This is a genomic window from Xanthobacter sp. DMC47 (assembly GCF_056313845.1).
Map to the genome: position 1 here is coordinate 75596 of NZ_JBQUZM010000005.1, position 20981 is coordinate 96576.

At 69.4% G+C, this 20981-nt stretch carries 17 protein-coding genes; 10 read left to right on the forward strand and 7 right to left on the reverse strand.

Going from position 1 to position 20981, the window contains the following annotated elements; all coding sequences use genetic code 11:
• Positions 1–39: 39 nt before the first annotated feature.
• From ppk2 to ACT54R_RS20565, 7 genes are all read left to right on the forward strand, one after another.
• Positions 40–1149 carry a polyphosphate kinase 2 gene (gene ppk2 / locus ACT54R_RS20535; RefSeq protein ID WP_476329372.1) on the forward strand — a complete coding sequence of 370 codons (1110 nt, stop codon included), beginning with the start codon at positions 40–42 and terminating at the stop codon, positions 1147–1149.
• Positions 1150–1317: 168 nt separating this feature from the next.
• Positions 1318–1932 carry a TetR/AcrR family transcriptional regulator gene (locus tag ACT54R_RS20540; protein ID WP_476329374.1) on the forward strand — a complete coding sequence of 205 codons (615 nt, stop codon included), beginning with the start codon at positions 1318–1320 and terminating at the stop codon, positions 1930–1932.
• A gap of 552 nt (positions 1933–2484) precedes the next feature.
• Entirely contained in the window at positions 2485–3150 is a 666-nt protein-coding gene (locus tag ACT54R_RS20545) for a DUF3313 domain-containing protein (protein WP_476329376.1), read from the forward strand.
• Positions 3151–3467: 317 nt separating this feature from the next.
• Entirely contained in the window at positions 3468–4406 is a 939-nt protein-coding gene (locus ACT54R_RS20550) for a hypothetical protein (protein ID WP_476329378.1), read from the forward strand.
• Between the two features lie 70 nt (positions 4407–4476).
• A complete protein-coding gene (gene cysD / locus ACT54R_RS20555) occupies positions 4477–5442 on the forward strand; it encodes a sulfate adenylyltransferase subunit CysD (RefSeq protein ID WP_476329380.1) in 966 nt (321 codons plus the stop codon).
• The gene (gene cysN, locus ACT54R_RS20560; RefSeq protein WP_476329382.1) at positions 5442–7352 is read left to right on the forward strand and encodes a sulfate adenylyltransferase subunit CysN; all 1911 of its coding nucleotides are present in this window, start codon (positions 5442–5444) and stop codon (positions 7350–7352) included. The genes cysD and cysN overlap by 1 nt, the downstream gene beginning before the upstream one ends.
• Before the next feature lie 369 nt (positions 7353–7721).
• A complete protein-coding gene (locus tag ACT54R_RS20565) occupies positions 7722–9344 on the forward strand; it encodes an ABC-F family ATP-binding cassette domain-containing protein (protein WP_476329385.1) in 1623 nt (540 codons plus the stop codon).
• A 221-nt stretch (positions 9345–9565) separates the two neighbouring features.
• Here the strand turns inward: ACT54R_RS20565 and ACT54R_RS20570 are convergent, their stop codons facing one another.
• On the reverse strand, positions 9566–10870 hold the full coding sequence (locus tag ACT54R_RS20570) for an NAD(P)/FAD-dependent oxidoreductase (protein ID WP_476329387.1): 1305 nt from the start codon (positions 10868–10870) through the stop codon (positions 9566–9568).
• A 275-nt stretch (positions 10871–11145) separates the two neighbouring features.
• Between ACT54R_RS20570 and ACT54R_RS20575 the strand changes: the two genes are divergently transcribed.
• Together ACT54R_RS20575 and ACT54R_RS20580 are read left to right on the forward strand one after the other, a co-directional pair.
• Positions 11146–11712: a hypothetical protein gene (locus ACT54R_RS20575; protein ID WP_476329388.1), complete on the forward strand. Its 567-nt coding sequence runs from the start codon at positions 11146–11148 to the stop codon at positions 11710–11712.
• 414 nt (positions 11713–12126) lie between these two features.
• On the forward strand, positions 12127–15003 hold the full coding sequence (locus ACT54R_RS20580; protein WP_476330104.1) for an EAL domain-containing protein: 2877 nt from the start codon (positions 12127–12129) through the stop codon (positions 15001–15003).
• A gap of 6 nt (positions 15004–15009) precedes the next feature.
• Here ACT54R_RS20580 and ACT54R_RS20585 read toward each other — a convergent pair whose 3' ends face one another.
• The 5 genes from ACT54R_RS20585 to ACT54R_RS20605 form a co-directional block, all read right to left on the reverse strand.
• Positions 15010–15603 (reverse strand): YcgN family cysteine cluster protein, encoded by a 594-nt coding sequence (locus ACT54R_RS20585; protein ID WP_476329390.1) that lies wholly within the window; start codon positions 15601–15603, stop codon positions 15010–15012.
• Between the two features lie 53 nt (positions 15604–15656).
• Positions 15657–16259, reverse strand: a complete 603-nt coding sequence (locus ACT54R_RS20590; RefSeq protein ID WP_476329392.1) for a hypothetical protein — start codon at positions 16257–16259, stop codon at positions 15657–15659.
• The gene (locus tag ACT54R_RS20595) at positions 16244–16714 is read right to left on the reverse strand and encodes a hypothetical protein (protein ID WP_476329394.1); all 471 of its coding nucleotides are present in this window, start codon (positions 16712–16714) and stop codon (positions 16244–16246) included. Before ACT54R_RS20595 ends, ACT54R_RS20590 begins: the two co-directional genes overlap by 16 nt.
• Positions 16715–17050: 336 nt before the next feature.
• Positions 17051–18457 (reverse strand): GGDEF domain-containing protein, encoded by a 1407-nt coding sequence (locus ACT54R_RS20600; protein ID WP_476329396.1) that lies wholly within the window; start codon positions 18455–18457, stop codon positions 17051–17053.
• 176 nt (positions 18458–18633) lie between these two features.
• Positions 18634–19035, reverse strand: coding sequence for a hypothetical protein (locus ACT54R_RS20605; RefSeq protein WP_210254333.1), 402 nt, complete (start codon positions 19033–19035; stop codon positions 18634–18636).
• 104 nt (positions 19036–19139) lie between these two features.
• Between ACT54R_RS20605 and ACT54R_RS20610 the strand changes: the two genes are divergently transcribed.
• Positions 19140–20066 carry a diacylglycerol/lipid kinase family protein gene (locus ACT54R_RS20610; protein WP_476329399.1) on the forward strand — a complete coding sequence of 309 codons (927 nt, stop codon included), beginning with the start codon at positions 19140–19142 and terminating at the stop codon, positions 20064–20066.
• Between the two features lie 39 nt (positions 20067–20105).
• Here the strand turns inward: ACT54R_RS20610 and ACT54R_RS20615 are convergent, their stop codons facing one another.
• Positions 20106–20882, reverse strand: a complete 777-nt coding sequence (locus ACT54R_RS20615) for a hypothetical protein (RefSeq protein ID WP_476329401.1) — start codon at positions 20880–20882, stop codon at positions 20106–20108.
• Positions 20883–20981 lie beyond the last annotated feature (99 nt).

Below are 20981 nucleotides of genomic sequence, written 5' to 3' on the forward strand. Positions count from 1 at the left end.
CCGCGGATGGCGCGCGCCTCGGCGCCGAAGGAGCACAGAATGGCCAGCACCGACGACCTCACGCCCGTGGCCGGCACCGACGCCATTCCTGCCGAGATGGAGCGCTCGCTGGCCGAGGAGCGCCAGCTGGCGGCGCAGGAGGCGGAACTGTCCGCGGTCACCGCGCTGGCCGCGACCCTCGATGAGACCCGGCCCGCCGCAGCGGCCGGCGTGGACGAGGTGAAGGCCGGCATCGCCGCCATCCTCGCCGGTGCTTCTCCCGACGATGCCGTGCGGCTGCGCAAGTCGCTCGGCATGCCCAAGCCCGCCGGCCATCCGCGCGTGACCAGCGACGAGCTTGCCGACGACTGGCGCACCGGCGGCTATCCCTTCAAGTACAAGATGCTGCGGCGGGACTACGAGCAGCAGAAGTTCATCCTCCAGACCGAGCTTCTGAAGCTCCAGTCGTGGGTGAAGGACTCCCGCCAGCGCGTCATCATCCTGTTCGAGGGGCGCGACGCGGCCGGCAAGGGCGGCGCCATCAAGCGCTTCATGGAGCACCTCAATCCCCGCGGCGCGCGGGTGGTGGCACTGGAGAAGCCGAGCGAGGTGGAGCGCGGCCAATGGTATTTCCAGCGCTATGTGGAGCACCTGCCCACCACCGGCGAGATCGTGATGTTCGACCGCAGCTGGTACAACCGCGCCGGCGTCGAGCGGGTGATGGGCTTCTGCACGGATGACGAATATCGCGAATTCCTGCGTCAGGCGCCGGAGTTCGAGCGCAACCTCGTGCGCAGCGGCATTCACCTCATCAAGTTCTGGTTCTCGGTGAGCCGGGAGGAGCAGCGCCGCCGCTTCAAGGAGCGCAAGGTGCATCCGCTGAAGCAGTGGAAGCTGTCGCCCGTGGACCTCGCCTCCCTCGACAAGTGGGACGACTACACCCGCGCCAAGGAAGCCATGTTCTTCCACACCGACACGGCGGACTCCCCCTGGACGGTCATCAAGTCCGACGACAAGAAGCGCGCCCGCATCAACGCCATGCGCTATGTGCTGCATTCCCTGCCCTACAAGGACAAGGACCAGAAGCGCATCGGCCCGCTGGAGACTTTGCTGGTGGGCCGCGCCAACACGGTTCATGAGCGCGGCGAATATGTGATGGGCGGGCGCTAGGCCCGCCGCAGCGTCACCCCGGGGCGAGGCAACGCGCGGCCGTGCAGGGCGCGCCGCTGCCTGCCCTGGGCGGTGCCGGAATGACTTGTCTCGCCCGCGCCAACGACGCTATGTCCTGTTGTGGCGATGTATTTGTTCGCGCCACCACAAAGGCGGGCAGCCTGAGGCATGGATAACACCACGCGTTCCGAACGCACGAAGGCCGCCGTCATCGAGGCCGCGCTTGCCATCATCGCCCGCGACGGCGCCGGCCGCCTGACGCTCGATGCCATCGCCAAGGAAAGCGGCGTCAGCAAGGGCGGCCTGCTGCACCAGTTCCCCAACAAGCGCGCGGTGCTGGTGGCCCTGCTGGAGTATCAGGCGGACTATTACGGGGCGTTCGCGCAGACCTTCCTGGCGGAGCACGGCGCCTCCTTCGCCGAGCCGACCCTCGCCGCGCAGATCGCCGTGTTCCGGGAGATCGTGAAGGGCTCGAACTCCATCGCCTTCGCCATCCTCGGCGTGGCCGCGCAGGAACCGGCCTTCATGAGCCCGGTGCGCGAGCGCGACGAGGCGACCGTCGCCACCGTCCTCAAGGAGGCGAAGGACCCGCAGCGCTCCCTCGCCCGTCTGTTCTCCGCCCGCGGCCTTGCCCTGTCGGCCATGCTGGGCACCTGCCCGCTGAGCGACGCCGAACGCGACCAGATGTTCGAGTACCTTCTGGACGATCGCAACTGGATCTCGGAGGCGGCCTCGCCGGCGGTCGCCGAGAAGCCCCGGCGCTCGCGTCGCAGCCCTTCCTGACCTGCGCGGGCGCGCCTCCGGCATCGTCGTCAGCCGCGATGCCATCCCAGAACACCGGCGAAATGCACCACGATACCGGCACAAAAATTTTTCCGGCCTGAAACCGTCCAGACGGTTTGTTCTCAGCCCAATCTGAGCTAGGCTGCACGGGTGATCGCAGCTTGTCGCTGGAGCCGCTGACCGGGATCGGACCTTGGACCGATACGGGCGCCTCCCTGAGCGGCAGGACTGCCCCTCCTCCGCCGGCATGGCCGCAACCATGGCCGGCGGGGACCAGAGCTGCGGGCGGCATTGCCGCCCCCTTGCGCCGCCCGCAGCTCTCCCCCTCCCCTGCATTGACGGGCCCGCGGGCGCCCTCCCTCCTTCGACCCCGCCCCTTTCCGGGGGGCCGATGCCTGCGCATTGCCTGGTGAAGGAATGAGGCGGGATGCCGCAAAATGACCTCGAAAAAAACCGTCTAGACGGTTTGTTTTTTAAGCGGAGCTGGTCTAGGCTTCCCTCAGGTCGAACACGCCATCCCGCGAGGGGGCGCAGCCTCAGCAAGGTCCTCCGATGCCACCCCGAACTGCCCTGCGACTTGTTCCCGCCCTCACGCCCCTCCTTGCCGCCCTCCTCGGCGGCTGCGCCTCCGACGAGCCCCTCGCCTATGCCGACGTGGCCTCCTCGGGCCAGCTCGCGCCCAATGCCGACCCCACCGGCCGAACCCCCTACCGCTATTCCACCGAGGTCAACTGGCGCGACTACGACAAGGTCATCCTCGACCCCGTCACCGTCTATTCCGGCCGCGACCAGCAGTTCGGCGAGATGCCCCAGGCCGATCGCGAGGCGCTCGCCCGCCAGATGCAGCAGCAATTCGCCCAGCGCCTCGCCAAGCGCTTCACCGTGGTCCAGCAGGCCGGGCCGAAGACGCTCCGGGTGAAGCTCACCCTCACCGGCGCCACCGCCAACACCCCCGGCCTTGCCACCCTCTCGCGCTTCGACGTGGCCGGCGCCGTGGTCAACAGCGTGCAGACGCTGCGGGATGGCGAAGGCACCTTCACCGGCTCGGTGCGCTATGTGGTCGAGATCCATGACGCGAAGACGGGCCGCCTGCTGTCGGCCTTCGTCTCCAAGCAATATCCCAAGCCCTACGACATCCCCGCCGGCATCGGCCCGCTCGACGCCGCCAAGGCCGGCATCGACCGCGGCGCGGACGAACTCGTCGCCCAGCTGAAGTGATCTCGTGACGTGAACAGGCGGCGCGCACGCCGGTGCGCCGCCATCCTTCTCCACCGCCCCCACGCCGCAACCTGGGCCGGTGGGGACAAGGCTGCGGGCGGCTTGGCCGCCCCCTTGCGCCGCCCGCAGCCGCCCTTTCGCGACAGCCGTCTGTCGCCGTCGTCCGGCCCGCCCTCTCGTTGGGCGCGGTCCCCTCTCCGCCGTGCTCCCACCGCAACCGAAGCCGGCGGGGACAAGGCTGCGGGCGGCCATTGCCGCCCCTTGCGCCGCCCGCAGCCTCCCCTTTCCACGCGATGCCCGAACCGCGAGGTTTCCCGATGAACTCTTCCGCCAACCTGCCTGCCCTGCAGCCGACAGACATCCTGCCGCCCCGCGCCGGAGCCTCGGCCGCCACGCGGCGTCTGCGCCTCGCCGGCGTCTCGCCCACGGCAATCAACGACGCGCTCGCCCTGTCGGAGGCCGCGCAGGACGCGGCAGCGCAGGTGCGGAGCCGGCGGACCCTCGCCTTCCTGCTCTGCCTCATTGTGGCCGGTCTGATCTCCACCTCCGGCAGCAGCTCGCTGCCCCGGCCGCTGATGGTGGCGGAAGCCTCGACCCCCGCCGGCGCGGCGACGACGCCCGAAGGACAGGCCGCAGGCACGCCCACGGCGGAGGCCGCCCCGGATGCGCCTCTTTCGGTGGAGGCCCAGCCCGCCGCGCCCCAGCCTGCTCCGGCTGACACCAGCGGCGGCCCGGTCCCGGCGCCACCCGCAGCGGCCGCAGCAGTCGCCGACCTGCCGCCGGGGACGGCCGGCACGCCGTCCCCCTCCCCCGCGCCGCCGTTGAACGCGGCCCGCTCCCCTGCCCCGGACGCCGCCGCGCCCAGGACCGCATCGGGCCCGAAGGACGCGACGCCGGCCGCGACGTCCGCAGCGCGTCCCCGTCCGGCCCCGATGCCGCCCAAGGTCGCCCGCGTGGATCGCTGCGCCGCGGGTTGCGCGCCTCCGTCTCCCCGCCTCGCCGAGGTGCGCGCGCCCGCGGTCACCCCGGTCGCCGCCCGTCCCGCACCTTATGTTCCGCCGCCGCCCGTGGGCGGCCCGGCCCTGGAAGGCCCGGCAGTCCAAGGTCCGACAGTCCAAGGTCCGACCGTGGCGGATGTCGCCCTGTTTCCCGTCACGGCCAGCGCCGCGCTGGTGGGGAATGCCCAGGCCAGCGTCGGTGCCGCCGTGGACGTGGGACGCGGCGCCGTGGAAACCCTCGCCCGCCTCATGCGCTGACCGGCCCCCACGCAGACGGCTCGCGTTTTGTCGGAATGTGGAGTAGAAATAAGATATCCACATCTGACAGATGCGGAATAGGGCGGCACGCCGGTGCCGCCCGTGCGTCGCGTTGGGACCGAAGAGCGAAGACAAGATGAGCCTGACCCATCTCCAGCGCCTCGAGGCGGAGAGCATCCACATCATGCGCGAGGTCGTCGCCGAGGCCGAGCGCCCGGTGATGCTCTATTCGGTGGGAAAGGATTCGGCGGTGATGCTGCATCTCGCCAAGAAGGCCTTCTTCCCCTCCCCGCCGCCCTTCCCGCTGCTCCACGTGGACACCACCTGGAAATTTCGCGCCATGTACGAGCTGCGCGATCAGGCCGCGCGCGAGGCCGGCATGGACCTCCTCGTCCACCAGAACCCCGAAGCGCTGGAAAAGGGCATCAACCCGTTCGATCACGGCCCGCTCCACACCGACATGTGGAAGACGGAGGGTCTGAAGCAGGCGCTGGACAAGTGGGGCTTCGACGCGGCCTTCGGCGGCGCCCGCCGCGACGAGGAGAAGAGCCGCGCCAAGGAGCGCGTCTTCTCGTTCCGCTCGCAGAACCACCGCTGGGACCCGAAGAACCAGCGGCCAGAACTCTGGCACCTCTACAATGCCCGCAAGAACAAGGGGGAGAGCATGCGGGTCTTCCCCATCTCCAACTGGACCGAGCTGGACATCTGGCAATACATCCACCTGGAGGGCATCCGCATCGTGCCGCTCTATTTCGCCGCCCCGCGCCCCACCGTGGAGCGCGACGGCCTGATCCTGATGGTGGATGACGAGCGCTTCCCGCTCCGCCCCGGCGAGGAGCCGCAGATGCGCTCGGTGCGCTTCCGCACGCTCGGCTGCTACCCGCTCACCGGCGCGGTGGAGAGCACGGCGGACACCCTGCCGCAGGTGATCCAGGAAATGCTGCTCACCACCACGTCCGAGCGCCAAGGCCGCGCCATCGACAAGGACGCCGGCGGTGCCGGCATGGAGAAGAAGAAGCAGGAGGGGTATTTCTGATGAGCGCGCCCCTCGATCCCGTCTACAAGACAGACGCCCTCATCGCCGAGGACATCGACCGCTATCTCGATGTCCACCAGCACAAGACCATGCTGCGCTTCATCACCTGCGGCAGCGTGGACGACGGCAAGTCCACCCTCATCGGGCGGCTGCTCTATGATTCCAAGATGATCTTCGAGGATCAGCTCGCCGCGCTGGAGGCGGACTCCAAGAAGGTCGGAACGCAGGGGCAGGAGCTCGATTTCGCGCTCCTCGTGGACGGCCTCGCCGCAGAGCGCGAGCAGGGCATCACCATCGATGTGGCGTATCGCTTCTTCGCCACCGAGAAGCGCAAGTTCATCGTCGCCGATACCCCCGGCCACGAGCAATACACCCGCAACATGGTCACCGGCGCCTCCACCGCCGACCTCGCGGTGATCCTGGTGGATGCGCGCAAGGGCGTGCTCACCCAGACGCGGCGCCACTCCTACCTCGCCCACCTCATCGGCATCCGCAACATCGTGCTGGCCGTGAACAAGATGGACCTCGTGGGCTACAACCGCGAAGTCTTCGAGAAAATTGTCGCCGACTATCGCGCCTTCGCCAGCTCCATCGGCATCGCCGATTTCGTGGCCCTGCCCATCTCCGGCTTCAAGGGCGACAACATCACCACCCCCTCGCCCAACACGCCGTGGCATTCCGGCCCGACGCTGATGGCGCATCTGGAGAGCGTGGAGATCGACACCGCCCACGACGCTGCAAAGCCGTTCCGCATGGCGGTGCAGTGGGTGAACCGGCCCAATCTCGACTTCCGCGGTTTTTCCGGCCTCATCTCCTCCGGCACGGTGAAGCCGGGCGATGCCATCCGCGTGCTGCCCTCGGGCAAGACCAGCACCATCTCGCGCATCGTGACGCTCGACGGCGACCTGAAGGAGGCCGTGGCCGGCCAGTCCGTCACTTTGTGCCTCGCCGACGAGATCGACTGCTCGCGCGGCGACGTGATCGCGGCGGCGGAGGCCCCGGTGCAGGCGGCCGACCAGTTCGAGGCAATCATCGTGTGGATGGACGAGCAGCCCATGCTGCCGGGCCGTCCCTACTGGCTGAAGCTCGGCACCCAGACGGTCTCGGCGACCGTGACCGAGCCGAAGTACCAGGTGAACGTCAACAACATGGACCATCTGGCGGCGAAGACGCTGGAGCTGAACGCCATCGGCTCCTGCAACATCGCCACCGACCGGCGCATCCCGTTCGAGCCCTATGGCGAGAACCGCGAGCTGGGCGGCTTCATCCTCATCGACAAGATGACGAATGCCACCGTCGGCGCGGGCATGATCCACTTCGCCCTGCGCCGGGCGGAGAACGTCCACTGGCAGGCCACCGACATCTCCCGCGAGCACCATGCGGCGCTGAAGAACCAGAAGCCGGCGGTGGTCTGGCTCACGGGTCTTTCCGGCGCGGGCAAGTCCACCATCGCCAATCTGGTGGAGAAGAAGCTCGCCCGGATGAACCGGCACACCTTCCTGCTCGACGGTGACAATGTGCGCCACGGCCTCAACAAGGACCTCGGCTTCACCGCCGCCGACCGGGTGGAGAACATCCGCCGCGTGGGCGAGGTGGCGAAGCTGATGACCGATGCCGGCCTCATCGTCATCACCGCCTTCATCAGCCCGTTCCGCGCCGAGCGCGACATGGTGCGCGGCATGATGCAGCCGGGCGAATTCTTCGAGGTGTTCATCGACACGCCTCTGGCCGAGGCCGAGCGGCGCGACGTGAAGGGCCTCTACAAGAAGGCCCGCGCGGGCCAATTGAAGAACTTCACCGGCATCGACAGCCCCTACGAAGCCCCCGCCGCCCCCGAGCTGCGCGTGGACACCACAGCAATGGATGCCGAGCAGGCCGCCGAGGCCATCGTGCGCATGCTGGTGCCGTAAGACCTGTTCCCCGGACAAGCGACACCGCAGGTGGAGCGCCGATCCGGGGTCCAGGGGAAAGGTCGGCGAAGCCGGCGACAGCTTCGCAGACCCTGGAATAGAGCCGCCTTCGGCGAGGTATTGCGCTGGGCCACGGCTCTCCTTCCACTGCGCTCCGTTCCAGTCGGCCGAGGCACGAGACCCCTCATCCGTCTCGCGGCTGCGCCGCGATCCACCTTCTCCCGCAAGGGGAGAAGGGACGACCGGCGCGCGCCTGTCCGCGCTGCCGCATATCCACCCAGGAGCCCCCGCCCCTTTCGCACCGCAGCAGGATGCATTAAGCCCCCCGGGAAAGCGCAACTCTTCCCAAGCCCCGGGTGCCCCTGTCCCATGATCCGCCTCGACAACATCAGCAAGCAGAACGGCCGGCAGCTCGTCTTCATCGAGGCGTCGGCGGCGCTGCTGAAGGGGGAGAAGGTGGGGCTCGTCGGCCCCAACGGCGCCGGCAAGACCACGCTGTTCCGCATGATGACCGGGCAGGAGACGCCGGACGAGGGGCAGGTGTCCGCCGATCGCGGCATCACCATCGGCTATTTCAGCCAGGACGTGGGCGAGATGTCCGGCCGCTCCGCCCTCGCCGAGGTGATGGACGGTGCCGGCCCGGTCAGCACCGTCGCGGCCGAGCTGAAGGAGATCGAGGCGGCGCTGGGCGATCCCGACCGCATGGACGAGATGGATGCCCTCGTCGAGCGCTACGGCGAGGTGCAGGGCCGCTTCGAGGAGCTGGGCGGCTACGCGCTGGAAGGCCGCGCGGCGGAGGTCCTCGCCGGCCTCGGCTTCTCGCAGGAGATGATGGACGGCGACGTGGGCAAGCTCTCCGGCGGCTGGAAGATGCGCGTGGCCCTCGCCCGCATCCTCCTCATGCGCCCGGACGTGATGCTGCTGGACGAACCCTCCAACCATCTCGACATCGAGAGCCTGATCTGGCTGGAAAGCTTCCTGAAGGGCTTCGACGGCGCGCTGATGATGACGTCGCACGATCGCGCCTTCATGAACCGCATCGTCAACAAGATCGTCGAGATCGACGCCGGCAGCCTCAACACCTATTCCGGTGATTACGAGTTCTACGCCGGCCAGCGGGCGATGAACGAGAAGCAGCAGCAGGCGCAATACGAGCGCCAGCAGGCCATGCTGGCCAAGGAAATCGCCTTCATCGAGCGCTTCAAGGCCCGCGCCTCCCACGCGGCGCAGGTGCAGAGCCGGGTGAAGAAGCTGGAGAAGATCGACCGGGTGGAGCCGCCCCGCCGGCGCGAGGCGGTCGCCTTCGAATTCGCCCCCGCGCCCCGCTCCGGCGAGGATGTGGCGAGCCTCAAGGGCGTCCACAAAAGCTATGGCAGCAAGGTCATCTATGAGGGGCTGGACTTCCACATCCGCCGCCGCGAGCGCTGGTGCGTGATGGGCGTCAACGGCGCCGGAAAGTCCACCTTGCTCAAGCTCATCGCGGGCTCCACGGCGCCGGACGACGGCACGGTCAATGTCGGCGCCAGCGTGAAGATGGGCTATTTCGCCCAGCACGCCATGGACCTGCTCGAGGGCGAGCGCACCGTGTTCGAGACGCTGGAGGACGCCTTCCCCCAGGCCGGACAGGGCGCCCTGCGAACCCTCGCCGGCTGCTTCGGCTTCTCCGGCGACGACGCGGAAAAGCGCTGCCGCGTGCTCTCGGGCGGCGAGAAGGCGCGGCTCGTGATGGCCAAGATGCTGTTCGACCCGCCGAACTTCCTCGTGCTGGACGAGCCCACCAACCATCTCGACATGGCCACCAAGGAAATGCTGGTGACCGCGCTGGCCGATTACGAGGGGACGATGCTGTTCGTCTCCCACGACCGGCATTTTCTGGCCGCGCTCTCCAACCGCGTGCTGGAGCTGACGCAGGACGGCATCCACCAGTACAATGGCGGCTACACGGAATACGTCGCCCGCACGGGGCAGGAAGCGCCGGGCCTGCGGAACTGAGGTGAGGCGCGGGGGCCTTACAGGACCGTCATCCTCCCGGCTTGTCCGGAAGTCGGTTGTTGCCGACTTCCGTTCGCATGGACGAAACCCGGCTGGCCGGGTTTGGGGGGATCCACCGGGCCGCCTGCGCGATACCCGAATGGCTGGCCCGCCCCAACCGTGGATCGCCCGGACGAGCCGGGCGATGACCTGTCCAGAGGGCAGCTCGAGAGACTGACCGCTCACCCCATCCCCCGCTCCCCCACCAGATGCGCCGCCGCCGAGCCGGCCGCGTAGAAGGCCGCCTGCGCCGCCCGCCAGCGCGGCACCGTGACGGCGGTCTCCGGCAGCGGCACGTCTTCCGCGCGCGCCTGCCCCAGCACCACATCCGCCAGCAGCCGGCCGCACACCGTGCCCGGGCCGATGCCGCGGCCGTTGTAGCCGCTGAGGGAGACGACGTTGCGGGCGAGGCGCCGGAAGCGGGGCAGCGCGTCGTCCGTCATGCCGATGGTGCCGAACCAGCCGGCCTCGAACGGCGCCGGCGGCAGCTCCGGGAAGAGGCGGGCCAGCGCGCGCCGGGCATAGGCTTCATGCACGCCCGCCTCCACGGTGAGCGCACCGATGCTGCCGAACACCAGCCGTCCGGCCGCATCATAGCGCAAGGAGGTGAGCACCTGCCTTGTGTTCCAGATGCCCTGCCGGCCGGGCAGGATGCGCCCGCGCAGGTGGTCCGGCACTGGCGGGGTGGCGAAGTTGAAATAGGGCAGCGGCACCTGCTCGCGGGCGAGGCGCTCCCACGGCCCGAAGCTGTAGGCATCGGTCGCGACGATGATCCAGTCCGCCGCCAGCGTGCCGCCGTCCGTGCGCAGCACCCAGCCGCCGGCCGTCTCCTCCGCCGCCCGCACGGGGCTTGCCGTATGGATGACCGCCCCGGCGGTCAGCGCCGCGCGGGCGAGGCCGCGGGCATAGGCGAGGGGCTGGATGGTGCCGGCCCGCGCGTCATTGAGCGCGCCGCGATAGGTGCCGCCGCCGATGGCCGCGCGAGCCTCATCGACATCGAGGAGGCGCACCGGCGCGCCGCGCGCCTGCCACTGGGCGGCGCGGGCCGCGATCTCGGCCTGCCCGGCGCGGCCCACGGCGCAATGCAGCGTGCCGTTGGGCGTCGCCTCGCAGGCGATGGCGTGGCGGGCGACGAGGGCGAACACCTCCGCCGGCGCCCCGCCGAGGAGCGCAAGCAGCCCCTCCCCCTTCTCCGCGCCGAGGGTGGCGACGATGTCGTCGGGCATCACCCAGAGCCCGGCATTGACGAGGCCCACGTTGCGCCCCGCCCCGCCGGAGCCGATGCCGGCCGCCTCCAGCACCGTCACCCGCGCCCCCGCCTCGGCCAGCCGGAGGGCGGCGGAGAGGCCGGTATAGCCGGCGCCCACCACGGCGACATCGGTGCGCGCGGTGCCGGCGAGCGGCACGATTTCGGGCGGCGGCGGGGCGGTCATCGCCCACAGGCCGTGGCTTCTGGGATCGGTGCCGGGGGCGGGAGGCAGCTGCATGTCCTCCTTCTACAATATCGCCCGGCCGCAGGCATGACCTTGCGTCCGGCGGGCGGCAACGAAGAATTAACCATCGCAGCGTCACGATGGATCGGGGTTCCTTCAGATGGATCGGACCTCCGCCGCCAGTGCGTACCTCCCTCCCGCAAGGAGAACACGGCGCCGGCCTAGTTGCCGTTCAACCGGCATGGCGCATGGTCTTTGGACGCACTTTTGTGTTTCCTGGGCTCCTTTGATATGAGGGGCGCCCAGTTGAGGTTATTCGGAGCTGCGTGATGGCTAATCCGCGCGTCTATGTTTACCAGTTCGCCTCCGGCTCCCAGTGGGCGGCCGGTGACAGCGTGGAGGCGTACCTGCGCCGTCTTCTGGATGTGGACTTCACCCAGTCGCTTCGCGCCGACCGCCTCGCGGCCGTGACCGCCTTCCTCGACGAAGCCTTCCAGCTGGCCTACACCATCGGCTGGAGCGGCACCGCGCGGGAGATCCCGCAGATGTTCTCCCTGCCCGGCATGCCGGCCGAAGAGGCCGTCCACATGATCGCCTGGGAGCAGGAAGACGGCGTGGCCTTCATCGCCTCGCCCTATCCGCTGCCGTGGCTCGACGCCAAGGCGTCCCGCACCACCGATTCCGACCGCGCCGTTCCGGTGGAGGCATCCGCTGCCCCCGTCCCCCGCCCGGCGCAGGCACAGCCGCTGGAAGTGGTCTCGGCCCAGGCCGAGGAAGCGGTGGAAGCCGCCCTCGACCCGTTCTCCGAATATGTGCGCCGCGAGGAGGCCGCCCGCCTCTCGCGCGAGCCCGCGCCCCTCGCCGAGGATCGCGACGCCGCCCGCCGCTTCTTCTGAGCGAACACGCCCCCGATCCGCGATGCGCGCCCCAAAAGGGCGCGCATCGTCGTTCCGGGGCCCCTCATCCAGTCTGGAACGATGCCAGGGAGCGCGTGCGCCTTGCTCCGGCCGCAACGCTTGGATAGATGAATCACGGTGTGGACCGCGGCGCGGCCTCTTCGACCTGGGCCGGCGCGGTTGACCTAAAGTGACGTGTTTCGTGGTGCGTGCGTATCGTGGTGGCGTTTCCCATCCTGATTGCCCCAAGGTGAAACCAGCGTCCGTCGCAGGCCCGCGCCAGATCGATGCGCGGCGCATCCGGCGTCGGGCATGTTCCAAGGCTGATCGGTCCGGTTCCATGCCGGATGCGGAGACCTGAATTTGCGGTCGTTTCTCGCCGGCGTCCTCGCTCTGCCCGTGGCGCTCCTCCTCATGCTCAGTGCGCTCACCGGCAGCGCGCGGGCGATGGAGGCGATTGCGCTGCGGCTCGATGCCAAGGTGGTGGACCTGCTGCCCGCCGTCGAGCGCCAGACCACCGAGGACGGCCGCTTCCAGATTTCCACCGCGCCCGATGCCGAGGGCGTCGTGCGCCGCATCGAGGTGCCGACCTCCGACGGGCGCAGCCATGGCGAGTGGATCGCCTTCGCCCTCACCAACAACACCGACGAGCAGGTGGACCGCCTCATCGTCGCGCCGCACTACCGCATGTCGGGCTCCGGCCTGTTCTGGCCCGACCTCGGCAACCGCCGCATCCTCTCGCTGACGCCGAGCCAGGGCTTCAAGCCGGAACGGCAATCGGCGCCGGATGCGGACGTCTTCCTCATCACCCTCGACCCCGGCTCCACGGTCACGTTCGTGGCCGAACTCGGCTCCCCCACGCTGCCGCAGCTCTATCTGTGGGAGCCCGACGCCTACAAGGACCGGGTGAACGCCTTCACCCTCTACCACGGCATCGTCATCGGCATCGCCGGCCTGCTCGCCCTGTTCCTCACCATCCTGTTCGTGGTGAAGGGCTCGGTGATGTTCCCGGCCGCCGCGGCGCTGGCCTGGGCGGTGCTCGGCTATATCGGCCTCGACTTCGCCTTCTGGTCGAAGGTGTTCGGCCTCTCCCCCATCGCCGAGCAGTTCTGGCGGGCGGCGGGCGAGGCGATCCTCACCGCGACGCTCCTCGTCTTCCTGTTCGCCTATCTCAACCTCAACCGCTGGCACGTGCGCTATGTCCACGTCGCCGCCGGCTGGCTGGTCTTCCTCGCCGCCCTGGTGGTGGTGGCGCTGCTCGATGCGCCGGTGGCGGCGGGCATCGCCCGCCTCTCGCTGCTCGCCGTTGCGGTGGCCGGCTTCGGCGTGGTGATCTGGCTGTCGCAGCACGGCTTCGACCGCGCGGTGCTCATCATCCCCACCTGGTCGCTGCTGGTGGTGTGGGTGATGATGGCGGGCCTGACGGTGGCCGGCTTCGTCACCAACGATCTGGCCGCCCCGGCGCTGTCGGGCGGCCTCGTGCTCATTGTCATGCTCATCGGCTTCACGGTGATGCAGCACGCCTTCGCCGGCATCGGCGGCATTCAGGGCTCGACATCCGAGCTGGAGCGCCGCGCGCTGGCGCTGGCCGGCTCCGGCCTGATCGTGTGGGATTGGGATGTGGACACCGACCGCATCTACACCTCCCCCGAGGCCGAGGAGGCGCTGGGCCTGAAGCGCCATTCGCTGGAGACCGAGGCCGCCGGCTGGCTGGAGGTGCTGCACCCCGCCGACCGCGACCGCTTCCGCGCGACGCTCGACGGCATCATCGACCAGCGTCGCGGCCGCATCGACCAGGATTTCCGGCTGCGCGCCATCGACGGCCACTATCTCACCTTCAACCTGAAGGCCCGCCCGGTGGTGGGCGCGGACGGCGAGGTGGTGCGCTGCATCGGCACCCTCACCGACGTGACCGGCGAGCGCATCGCCGCCGAGCGCCTGCTGCACGACGCGGTGCGCGACAACCTCACCGGCCTGCCCAACCGCGAACTGTTCCTCGACCGGCTGCATCAGGCCCTCGTCGCGGCCCGCCTCGACGACAAGGTGAAGCCGACGGTGATGGTCATCGACCTCGACCGCTTCAAGCAGCTCAACGTGCAGGTGGGCATGGCGGTGGCGGATTCCATCCTCCTCACCGTCGCCCGCCGCATGACGCGGCTTCTGAAGCCGCAGGACACGCTCGCCCGCATCTCCGGCGACCAGTTCGGCATCATCCTCATGTCCGAGCGTGACGCCGAGCGCATCACCACCTTCGCCGACACCCTGCGCCGCTCGCTGCGCGCGCCCATCGCCTTCGCCGACCGGGAGGTGTTCGTCACCGCCTCCATCGGCCTCGTCCTGTCCGGCCCGGACCAGGTGAAGCGCGACGAGGTGCTCAAAGACGCCGAGCTGGCGATGTATTACGCCAAGCGCATCGGCGGCGACCGCATCGAGGTGTTCCGCCCGGCCATGCGCCAGCAGAAGATCGACCGCGTGGTGCTGGAGCAGGAGCTGCGCGAGGCGCTGGAGAAGGAGCAGATCTCGGTCCGCTACCAGCCCATCGTGCGCCTCGGCGACCGGGCCATCGGCGGCTTCGAGGCCTATATGCGCTGGAACCACCCGCGCCTCGGCGAGCTGGCGGCCTCCGAATTCATCCTGCTGGCAGAGGAGACCGGGCTCATCCTCGACCTCGGCCTGTTCGTGCTCGACCGCGCGGCGCGCCAGCTCGGCCAGTGGCAGCGCCTGCTGCGCGTGGACCCGCCGCTGTTCATGCACGTCAACGTCTCGTCCCGGCAGCTTTTGCGGCACGACCTGATCCAGGACCTGAAATCGGTGCTGGCCCGCAACACGGTGGCGCCCGGCTCGCTGAAGCTGGAAGTCACCGAGGGTCTGGTGATGGAAAACCCGGAATATGCCGCCGTGGTGCTGGGCCGCATGCGCGAGCTTGGCGCGGGCCTGTGCCTCGACGATTTCGGCACCGGCTATTCCTCGCTCGCCTATCTCCAGCGCTTCCCGTTTGACAGCGTGAAGATCGACCCCCGCTTCGTGCGCTCGGTGGCCAAGGGCCCGTCCCGCGCCGCCCGCCCGGTGATCGTCGGCGCCATGATCGACCTTGCCCACGACCTCGGCATGGACGTGATGGCCGAGGGGCTGGAGAAGGAGGCGGAAGCCTCCGAGATGACCCGCTTCGGCTGCGAATACGGCCAGGGCGTGGTGTTCGGCGAGCCCCTCACCGCCGAGGAATGCCGCCACCTCATCGAGCCGGCGCCGGTGGAAACCCGCAAGAAGAAGACCGGCACGGCGGCCGAATAGGCCCGCTCAGGCCCCCGTATCAGACAGGCCCGGCTTTGTCGGGCCCGGCTTCGCCCGGGGGCGGTCCCGCTTCGCGGGCGCCTGTGCCCCCTTGGCGCCGCGCGGCCAGCGGGCCGGCCAGTTGACGATGTGGTCCACCAGTTCGAACAGGCCGAAAGCGCTCTCCAGCCCCGCCACCCGGCCCTTCACCGAGATGCCGGCGCTGACCACCGTATCCGGCGTGCCCGACACCAAAGGATGCCAGAACGGCAGGTCCTTGCCCTCGCGCACCAGCCGGTAGGCGCAGGTGGGCGGCAGCCAGCCGATGCTCTCCACCGCCTCGGGGGTGAGGCGCACGCAGTCAGCCACGATGTCCGAGCGGTTGGGATAATCGCTGCAGCGGCAGGAGCCGGCGTCGAACAGGCGGCAGGCGACGTCGGTATAGGCGATGGCGCCCGTGTCCTCGTCCTCCAGCTTCACGAGGCAGCAGCGCCCGCAGCCGTCGCAGAGGCTCTCCCACTCCTCCACCGTCATGGTGGCGAGGGTCTTGGTCCGCCAGAACGGCGCGGGCGCGGCGTCGGCGGCGGGCTGCTCGGGCCGGGGTCTGGCGGGGGGCGACATGCCGCCCCTTTAGCACAGGGACGGCGGCAAGTCGCTCACTCGCGAAGGGGCGCTCACTCGCCGCCGTAGGACAGCACCATCTGGTAGACGACGGGCTTCGCCGCCCGCATGTCCTTGTTGTCGGAGCGGAACTCCCGGTCGCCGTCCACGTCGCCCTCATAGGAGCCGGGCGGCTCGAAGCGCAGTTGCAGCCGGCAGCCCGCGGTCTTGGCGAGACGGCCGCCGTCCCAGTCCAGCACCGAGCCGCCATAGTCCCAGCCGAAGCCGGAGAGGGTGAAGGGCTTGCCGTTCGCCGCCTCCACCTCGGCGAGCGTCGCGCCGACGCCGATGCCCTCGGCCGTGCGCCATGGGCCGGGGTCATGGACGATCACGTCGCCCGGCCGCCGCCGCTTCTTGTCGTCAAGCCAGATGATCTCCACCCGGCGCGACTTGTCCTCGGGAAACAGCACGGTGGCCTTTACCATTTCGCCTTCGGCGGCGGGCACGCTGCGGAACACCACGTTGGCGCGCCCGAACGTGCGGATCAGCGCCGCCTCGTCGGTGTCGGGCGCGAACGGCCCGGTGCAGGCGAAGGGCGGCAGCGGGTCCGCAGCCGGGGCGAGCGACGGCACCAAGGCGATGGCGAACGGAACAACGGCGATCAGCCGGCGGAGCATGTGGCGCGTCCCTTCAGCGTGCGGGTCTTTTCCTTGCCGTCCGCATCCACCGTGGTGAGGGTGAGCACATAGCGGCCGGCGAAACTCTCGGCGTCCTTGCCCTTCGCCCGGGTCTCGATCACCAGCTCGGCGGCGCCGGCCCTGGGGTCGGGAAGCTCGCGATAGAGGTGAAGGCGCACCTCGCTGGAGTGGAACCAGTGGTGGACCAGCGCCTCGCCATCCAGTTCCAGCTTGCCGGATGGGGGGCCGGCCTTGGCGGCCGGCTTCAGCTGCAGCACCGCGCGGAAATTGTTGAAGCTGCCGCCCATGCCGTGGGAGAAGGCCGTCTGCGCGTCGAAGGCCACTGCCGCATCGTCGATGCTGCAATCCAGCGTGCCGGTGGCATGGGCCGCGGCAGAGCCGAGCACGAGCACGAGGACTTGCGCGAAGACTTGCGCGAGTCTTTGCGCCGGCATCGCCAGCGCGCGACGACCGCCCCGCCCGCGCGGTACGCACGACGTGTCCCTTGAACATCCCATCATGGCGCGCCCCCGGGCATGTGCCGCGGGGCAGACTAAGCCATGGGCCGAGCGGCCCGCAACGCGAGCGGAGCCGGGCCGCGCGGGATCAGCGCTTGCCGCCGGCCGTGTAGCGGTCGGCCCAGGCGAGGGCCAGCGCGAAGCCACCGAAGGCGATGAGAATGACGGTGAGCCAGATGGCGGTCTGTGCAGGCATGGTTTCCCCCTATGGTTATGGGGGAAAGCTAGGCAGCGGGGCGCACGCGGACGTTGATCCAGATCAAGCGGAGCCGGTCAGGGCGCGCGACGCCTGTTCTCCATCGGAAGGGGCCGGTCGGCAGGGGCCGCGGCATCCGCCTGCGCGTCCACCGCGGGCGGAGGGGAAGCGTCCGAGTCCGGCGGCTCCTTGCGGGTCTCGTCCGGCAGGTTTTCAGCCACTTGAACCTCGGACTCTTGGACCTCGTCGTGTTGGACCTCGTCGTGTTGGGTCTCTTCGTCCCGGCTCTCCCCAAGGGGCGCATCGGTGACGAGGCCGCCGCGGCCCTCGCGCTTGGCCGCCGCCAGAAGGCCGCCGGCGCGGCGGATCAGGCTGTCGAGGTTGTCGCCCGGCCGCCGCTCGGCCACGCCGAAGCTGGCCGTGACCGCGGCGTGGGGCGGCAGCACCGAGAGGCGGGCGAACTCGATTTCCGAGCGCAGCCGCTCGGCGACGCGGGAGGCGCCGACGCGATTGGTCCGCGCCAGCAGCACCATGAACTCGTCCCCGCCCATGCGCGCCGCCGCATCGCGCGGGGTGGTCTCCTGCAGGATCAGGCCGCCGAGGACGGCGAGCAGCCGGTCGCCGGAGCCATGGCCGAAGCCGTCGTTGATCTCCTCGAAACGGTCCACGTCGCAGGAAATGAGCGTCACGGGCTGGGCGCCGGGATCGGCCAGGATGTCGGCTGCCCGCTCCATGAAATCGCGATGGGTGCCGAGGCCGGTGAGGGCGTCGGTGCGGCCCTCCCGGCGGATCTCGTCGATGGCGTCCGCGGCGATGGAGCCGAGCAGGGCGAGGGCGAGCAGCAGGCCGCTGATGAGCAGGGAGAAGTTCAGCACCTGCCAGAACGGGGTCGCGCGGAACAATGCGGACAGGTCGGAGGGGTCGGCCCCGGCCTCCCGCATCCGGTCGATCTCGTAAAGGTCGCCGGACATCTGCATGGTCAGGCCGGTGCGGATGAAGAAGTGCAGGCCGAACACCAGGAAGGTCCAGAACAGCAGCCGGTCGATGGGCCGCCGCCGCTCGATCGCGAACATCTGCACCGCCGCGACCACGAACATGAGGCCGTAGCCGAAATTCTGCACATAGATGCGGGCGACGAGATCGCGGTCGAAATAGAAGAAATACAACACCAGCGCGACGATGGCGCAGGCGATCACCAGCAGCAGCGTGCCCGATCCGGCGCGGCCGAACCGCACCAGCACGCCCTCGACCATGGTCAGCACGGCGAAAGTGTAGATGATGGCCGAGACCACAGTATTGGGGCCGACGCCACGGGGAAAGCCGGTGACCTGGATGAGCGACGCGAGGGCGTAGGCGCAGAAGGCGGACGCAAAATAGAGCCCGCAGCGGCGCCCGCGGTCATGCAGCCAGACCAGCAGGAACACCATCGCGATCAGCAGCGAGACGACGGGTCCGGCAAAGATGTAGAGGCGTCCGTCCGACATGCTCAGTCCACAGTCGCCCGGCCTCCGGGCGAGCCATCAGGAGGCGACACAGCCGCCCGCCACCCTAGGTGGCATGCCCCGCCTGCGCCTACTTGGATGGCGCCCCTCACGGAAAGTCAAGCCTGAGCCAGGCACTGTGCGGTGCGCAACCCGCTGCAATGCAAAACAAGATAGCGCTACCGACGGTAGGCCCACAGGCGCAGCTCGTGCTTCAGTCGCCGGAAATCGTGGAAGGTGAAGGCGAGCAGCGCCGTCGCCAGAACCGCGAGGGTGAGGGCCACCGCGTTGGACCAGTCCAGCGCCGAGCGGGTGAAGTCGTAGACGAGGTAGCCGAGGAGCAGCGTCACCGCCAGGGCCACGCCGTAATAGATGCGGCTGTCCAGCCGGGCGATCAGGATGCCGACGCCCACCCAGATGGCGAGGGCGATCAGGATCGCCCAGCCGAGGCCGAGGCCGAACTGGCGGGCGACGAAGTGCCCGCCCACCCAGCACAGCAGCACCGAGACGGCGAGCACCAGGAGGCCCGCGCGCAGCCGGAAGATATAGGAGCCCTTTGCTCCGGTGGGGGCGGTGGACATGATGCACCTCGGATCGGCGCCCGCGACACCGGAGCGGCAGGCAAAAGGGAACCACCCGGCTGCGCCAACGCTTGTGCCGGTCTGGAGGATGCACGATGCGGCGAATGCGGGTCGTACTCAATGCCAAAGCGGGAACCGTCCACGACATGGGCCCCGACAAGGTGCGCGCCATCGTGGACGATGCCCTGACACGGCCCGACCTCGACGTGGACGTGGTGGTGGCGGAGGGCGACGCCATGGCGGCGGCCATCGCCTCGGCCCCGCGCGAGGGCTACGACACGGTGGTGGTGGGCGCCGGAGATGGCACCGTCTCCTATGCCGCGTCGGTGTTCGCCAACACCGATGTGACCCTCGGCGTGCTGCCGCTCGGCACCATGAACCTCCTCGCCTACGACATCGGCCTGCCGCGCGACCTGATGGGCGCGCTGGAGGCGCTGCATGACGCCAAGCCCATGCGGGTCGATCTCGGCACCCTCAATGGCCGCCCCTTCCATGGGGTGTCGGGGGTCGGCTTCTTCAGCCAGATGGCCATGGCGCGGGAGCAGTTGCGGGACCGCGGCCGCGCCTTCGGCTGGTTCATGGCGCTGGGGCGGGCGGTGTTCCGCTCCGGGCGGATGTCGCTGGAGGTGGAGGTGGCGGGCGCGCGCGAATCCATCGACGCCTATGCCGCCCTCGTCACGGTGAACGCCTTCGACGCCTCGGGCTGGCACCGCTCGCGGCTCGACGGCGGGCAGTTGGAAGTGCTGGTGGCGGAGGATCGCGGCACCCTCGCCAAGCTGCGCACCGGGGCCGAGGTGCTGGTGGACGCCTGGCGCGGGGCACCGGGCATCCATTCCTTCTCGGCGCGGCGCGTGACCATCCATGCCCGGCGCCGCCGCGCGTGGGTGGCGACCGATGGCGAGGTGACGCGCGAAAGTCTGCCGCTGCGCTACGCCCTCGCCCCCGCCGCCCTGAGCCTGCTGGTGCCGCCGTCCGCGCTGCAATGGCAGGCGCATGAGCGGGAGGTTCACCAGCGCGACGACGTGACCTGAAAGGTCAAGGACGCGACGACGTGACCTCGGCGCCCGGCCTCATGGCGGCGTGGTGTTGAGCACTTCCCAGAAGGCGAGCGGCGCGCCACCCCAGTGCCAGAAGCTGTAGAGCGGGTAGCTGCGCTTGTGGACCAGCGCGATGAACGCCGCCGCCCGCTCGGCACAGGCGGAGCCGGAGGCGCAGCCGCCGTCGTCGCCGATCCACGCCGCGCCCACCGGCGCGAACGGCAGGGTGACATGGGCATTGGCGGCCTCCGCCCGCTCCAGCCGGTTGAGCACGCTCGGGCTGCTGCCGTAATAGACCTGCGGGAAGTTGATGGTGGCGTGGCTGGCGATCTTGTTGAACTTCGGCAGCCAGCCGTCGAGCTTGCCCGGCATGTCGTTGCTGGAGATCGCGAGCCCGATGCCATGCTGGTCGGCGAGGGCGCGCATGGCGGTGCCATAGGCGTCCCCCTCCTCCTTGCCACCCTGGAAGAAGGCGTCGCCGCCCTCGGCATCCATGATGAGCCCGGCCAGCGGCAGCCGCCCCAGCACGCCGGCGACCGCGGTCACCTCCCGCCCGACGGCGGCCCGGTCCGCGCAATGGGGAACATGCCAGCCGTGGACCTCGATGTCCTTGTCGGCGCAGCGGGCGATGAGATCGGCAAAGGCCCGGCCATCGGTGGTGACGTTGGCATATTCGGATGCCCCGTCGGCGATCTTGACCCACAGGGCCGAGATGCGCGCCCGCCGCGCCTTCTCGACAAGCTTCGTCACCGACCCCTCGGCCGCCACCACCGGACCGAGCTTCCAGATGTAGATGGCTCTCGTCGTCATGCGCGCCCCCTCGCGTGATGATCCCCTTCGGGCATCATGCGCAGCGAACGCGGGCGCCTACAATCAAAAATTGTATGTCTACAAAAATGCAATCTTCGG